The sequence below is a fragment of the Bradyrhizobium sp. genome, from assembly GCF_019242285.1.
In the GTDB taxonomy this organism is placed as follows: domain Bacteria; phylum Pseudomonadota; class Alphaproteobacteria; order Rhizobiales; family Xanthobacteraceae; genus Bradyrhizobium.
The window spans coordinates 1-4,696 of the sequence record NZ_JAFAVV010000571.1 but is presented as its reverse complement, the minus strand read 5'-3'; the positions used below and the strand labels follow the sequence as shown (position 1 = coordinate 4,696).

Annotated in this window: 4 protein-coding genes; 2 read left to right on the top strand and 2 right to left on the bottom strand. The window is 67.3% G+C overall.

Features of this window, described 5'->3' with window-relative positions; genetic code table 11:
• The coding region (locus tag JOY90_RS23120; protein ID WP_291693432.1) for a pseudouridine synthase at nt 1-1,660 on the bottom strand (1,660 nt) is incomplete at its 3' end.
• A gap of 115 nt (nt 1,661-1,775) precedes the next feature.
• Between JOY90_RS23120 and JOY90_RS23115 the strand changes: the two genes are divergently transcribed.
• Entirely contained in the window at nt 1,776-2,234 is a 459-nt protein-coding gene (locus tag JOY90_RS23115; RefSeq protein ID WP_291693431.1) for a nucleoside deaminase, read from the top strand.
• Nucleotides 2,235-2,346: 112 nt separating this feature from the next.
• On the opposite strand, the gene JOY90_RS23110 is transcribed toward JOY90_RS23115, so the two are convergent.
• The gene (locus JOY90_RS23110; RefSeq protein WP_291693430.1) at nt 2,347-3,252 is read right to left on the bottom strand and encodes an alpha/beta hydrolase; all 906 of its coding nucleotides are present in this window, start codon (nt 3,250-3,252) and stop codon (nt 2,347-2,349) included.
• Nucleotides 3,253-3,388: 136 nt separating this feature from the next.
• On the opposite strand from JOY90_RS23110, the gene JOY90_RS23105 reads away from it, so the two are divergent.
• Nucleotides 3,389-4,696 (top strand): acyl-CoA dehydrogenase family protein (locus tag JOY90_RS23105; RefSeq protein WP_291693429.1); only part of this gene is annotated, 1,308 nt, incomplete at its 3' end.

Here is a 4,696-nt window from a genome sequence, read left to right as displayed (position 1 = left end):
CACGCGGCGCGTCCCCCTCGTCGTCCGCATGGCGCGGACGGCGGCGCTCATCCGCCTCCGGCGCAAAGTCCGCATGGGCCTGCGCGATCACCTTCTCGCCGAGCTGCTCGCGCAGCACGCGCGTCTTGACCTCGTCGACTGCGCCCTCGGCGAGCTCGCCGAGCTGGAACGGGCCATAGGACACGCGGATCAGCCGGTTCACCTCGAGCCCAAGATGCGCCAGCACGTTGCGGACCTCGCGGTTCTTGCCTTCGCGGATCGCGAACACCAGCCAGACGTTCGCGCCCTGGTCGCGCTCCAGCGTCGCGTCGATCGGGCCGTATCTGACGCCGTCGACCTCGACACCGTTCTTCAATTCGTCGAGCTGCGCCTGCGTCACCTCGCCATGGGCACGCACGCGGTAGCGGCGCAGCCAGCCGGTGTCGGGCAGCTCAAGCACGCGCGCGAGCCCGCCGTCATTGGTGAGCAGCAGCAGGCCCTCGGTGTTGAAATCGAGCCGGCCGATGCTGATCAGCCGCGGCAGTCCTTCCGGCAGATGCTCGAACACGGTCGGCCGCCCCTCGGGGTCGGCATGCGTCGTCATCAGGCCGCGCGGCTTGTGATAGAGAAACAGCCGCGTGCGCTCCTTGGCCGGCAGGGGCTGGCCATCGAGCAGGATCACGTCGTTGACGGTGACGTCGAGCGCCGGCGAGTTGATGACGCGGCCGTTGACCGTGACGCGGCCCTGCGTGACGATTTCCTCCGCCTCGCGGCGCGAGGCAAGGCCGGCACGCGCCAGCACTTTCGCGATGCGCTCGCCGGCTTTCTTCGGCTTCGCGTCCTCGCGCGGCGCGGCGTCGTCGCGACGCTTGCGCTTGTCGAAGTCGCGCTTGTCGAAATTACCCTTGCCGAAATCTCCCTTGCGCTCGCGATAGGCGCCACGGCCGCCGAACGCGGGCCGCTTGGCAAAGACCCGGCTCTCGTCCTCGTTGTCGCGGCGCGGCCGGTCGGCAAAGCGATCGGGCGGCCGCCGCTCGCTCCGCGGGTGCTCCTGCCATTCGCTGCGCGCTTGCGGCTTCCGCCGCGGCCGTTCCTCGCGATCCCCGTCACGCTCGCGCGCGCGGTCCCGGCGCGGCCGGCCGAATTTCGGACGATCATCATGGCCACGCTCCTCCCGCGGCCGCGAAAAGCGCGGGCGATCCTCACTCGACCGCTCCTGGCGTGGCCGCGAAAAGCGCGGGCGCTCTCCGTCCGACCGCTCCTCCCGCGCCCGTGAAAACCGCGGACGGTCGCCGCCGCGGCGCTCGTCACTTGGCCGATCCTCGCGCTTGCGCCAGGGCTTTTCCTCGCCGCGATCGCGCTCGCGACGCACAAAGCCTTGGCGCGGCCGATCGCTGCGCTGGCGGGAATCATCGCCACGCGGCGGGCGCTCGGCCCGCTCGCCGCGAGGCCGATCCGCGCGGTCGCGGCGCGGCGCATCGTCGCTGCGGCGGAAGCCGCCCTCTTCGCGCTTTTGGCCCCTGTCGGAGAAGCGCCGCTTGCCGCCCCCGCCCTCGTCGCCAAAGCCGCGCTTGGCGAATTTCTTCTCGGACCGCCGCTCGGCGCCGGCCTGGCGTTTGCCCGGAGGCCGGTCACGCCGGCCGCGCGAGGAGCCGTTGTCTTTGTCGTGGTCGCGGGGCATGAATGTCTCACTGATGGTGCAGGGCGGAGGACGATACACGCGCGGTCAGCGGCGCATGTGACGCAAAGAGCGGTTCACTTTTGCTGAAGCTGGACCTCCTAGCAGGTTTCTTGCGATGATACGAGGCATGAACACCCCCTCCTTCATGGATTTGGCGCTGAAAACGGCGGAAAATACCGGAAAAGCCGGCGAAGTTCCGATCGGCTGCGTGATCGTCAGGGATTACGAGGTGATCGCCACCGCCGGCAACCGGACGCTCACCGACCGCGATCCGACGGCGCATGCCGAAATCCTGGCGATCCGACGGGCCGCCGAGCGGATCGGCACCGAGCGCCTCGTCGACTGCGACCTCTACGTGACACTCGAGCCCTGCGCCATGTGCGCGGGCGCGATCTCGTTCGCGCGCATCCGCCGGCTCTATTACGGCGCCCTCGACCCCAAGGGCGGCGCGGTCGATTCCGGCGTCCGCTTCTTCGCCTCTCCAACATGCCACCACGCGCCGGAGATCTATTCCGCGGTCGGCGAGCGCGAGGCCGCCGCATTGCTCAAGGATTTTTTCAGAACGCGGCGGTAGCGGCCGTAGCCCGCATGAGCGACTTGTCCGCCGAAGCTCGAAGAGCGAAGGCGGAAGCGACATGCGGGACCTTCCCGGGTGTCGCTCCGCTCACCCGGGCTACGCCAGTGCCTCACCCCGCCAGGAAAAATTCACGCAACAGCTTCGCCGTCTCCTCCGGATTCTCCTCCGGCAGAAAGTGCCCCGACGCGACCGGCGCGCCGGTGACGCTGATAGCCCACTTCTTCCAGGTGTCGAGCGGGGTTGCCGCGGCGCCGGCGATGCCGGCATCGCCCCACAGCGCCAGCATCGGGATCGTGATCTTTTTCCCCGCCTCGAAATCGGCTCTGTCGATCTCGTAATCGGCATAGGCGCCGGCGCGGTAGTCCTCGCACATCGCGTGCACGCGCGCAGGATCGCGGAACGGCGCGATGTAGTGCGCGAGCGCGCGCGGATCGATTTCGTTCAGCGTCTTCGTCCGGGTCTGGCTCGCCATTTTCTGCCGCAGGAAGAACTCGCCATTGCTCGCGATCAGGGTCTCCGGCAGCGGCGCCGGCTGCGCCAGGAAGCTCCAGTGATAGATCTTGAGCGCATAAAGCCGGTTCATGCGCTCCCAGTAATCATAGGTCGGCAGGATGTCGAGCACGGCGAGCCGCGACAGCCGGCCGGGATGATCGAGCGCGAGGCGATAGGCGACGCGGCCGCCGCGGTCGTGGCCGGCCAGCGCGAAATGCACATGACCGAGCTGCTCCATGGCTTCGATCATGGTCTTCGCCATCGCCCGCTTGGTGTAGGGCGTGTGCTGCGCATCGCTGTCGGGCATGTCGGACCAGCCGTAGCCCGGCAGGTCGGCGATGACGAGCGTGAACTTGTCGGCAAGCTTCGGCGCGACCGGGTGCCACATCACATGCGTCGAGGAGAAGCCGTGCAGCAGCAACAGCGGCGGTCCCTTGCCGCCGACGCGGGCGAAGATGCGGCCGGCCTCGGTGTTGATCCACTCGGACGCAAAGCCTTCAAACAGGTCGGCCAGATCAGCCATGTCGCACCCTCGTCATCATCCGCCGGCGCTTCAAACTTTGTTTGGCGTTGCCGCTGCCACGCCCGCGCGTTATGCCGGAAGCCAAGTCATCCCTGAAGCGAAGTCCATCAAGAACCGCAAAGCAAGAGGAAATGCCATGTCGATCGATTTCGAGATTCCGGCCGAGGCCAAGGCGATCCGCGAGAAGGTGCGCAAATGGGTGCAGGAGGAATGCATCCCCGCCGAGAAGGAGCTCGACTCCAAGCCGTTCGACGAGGTGCTGGCGAAACTCCGCGCCAAGGCGCGCGCGCAGGGGCTGTGGTGCCCGTTCGTGCCGAAGGACTATGGCGGCATGGGCCTAGGTCCCCTCGCCAACGCGCTGGTGCAGATGGAGCTCGGCGAGAGCATGCTCGGCGCGCTGTCGATGAACACGCAGGGCCCCGACGACGCCTCGATGCTGACCATCCTGGAGAACGGCACGCCGCACCAGAAGGAGAAGTTCCTCAAGCCGCTGCTCAACGGCGACAAGCGCATCTGCTTCTCGATGACGGAAAAAGCTTCGGGCGCCGACGCCACCGGCATGCAGACCCGCGCCGTCAAGGACGGCAACGAGAACTACGTCCTGAACGGCGAGAAGTGGTTCTCCTCGTCCGCCAGCGTCGCCGACATGGCGCTGGTGATGGCCATGACCGATCCCGATGCGCCCCGTCACAAGCGCTACTCGACCTTCATCGTCGAATTGCCGAACCCCGGCTACAACATCAAGCGCAACATCGCGAACATGGCGATCGAAGGCCCCTACTCCGACGAGATCCATGGCGGCCATTCCGAGATCGAGATCAAGGACCTGAAAGTACCGGCCGACAACCTGCTCGGCGGCGAAGGCAACGGCTTCAACATGGGCCAGCATCGCCTCGCCTATGGCCGCTTGCGCCACGGCATGCACAACATCGCGAAAGCCCAGCGCGCGCTCGACATGGCAGTGGCACGCGTGACCAAACGCTCGACCTTCGGGCAGTTGCTCGCCGACCGCCAGGCGGTGCAGTTCATGCTCGCCGAATGCGCGAGCCAGCTCTATATCGGCCGGCTGATGCTCCTGCACATCGCCTACAAGGCCGAGAAGGGCCTCGACTTCCGGCAGGAGAACTCGATCGCGAAGGTGTTTCTGGCGCACATGGTGCACCATGTGATCGACACCGCGATCCAGCTCCACGGCGCGCTCGGCTTCTCGCAGGATACGCCGCTGGCGAAATGGTACACCCAGGTGCGCTCGCAGCGCCTGGTCGACGGTCCCGACGAAGTGCACCGCTGGAAGGTCGGCCGCAACGTCATCAAGGCATTCCGCGAGCACGGCACCACCGCCGCGGAGCACGAAGCCGACGTCGGGCGAGCCGGTCTCCGCCATCGTGCGCGCGAAGCCCTGCTGCATCGACAGCACGCCGAGCAGCACGATGGCCACCGCGCT

Bases quoted from the DNA above. Each gene is read 5' to 3' on its own strand.
- JOY90_RS23110 (WP_291693430.1), bottom strand. From the start codon at position 3,252: ATGGCTGATCTGGCCGACCTGTTTGAAGGCTTTGCGTCCGAGTGGATC.
- JOY90_RS23115 (WP_291693431.1), top strand. From the start codon at position 1,776: ATGATACGAGGCATGAACACCCCCTCCTTCATGGATTTGGCGCTGAAA.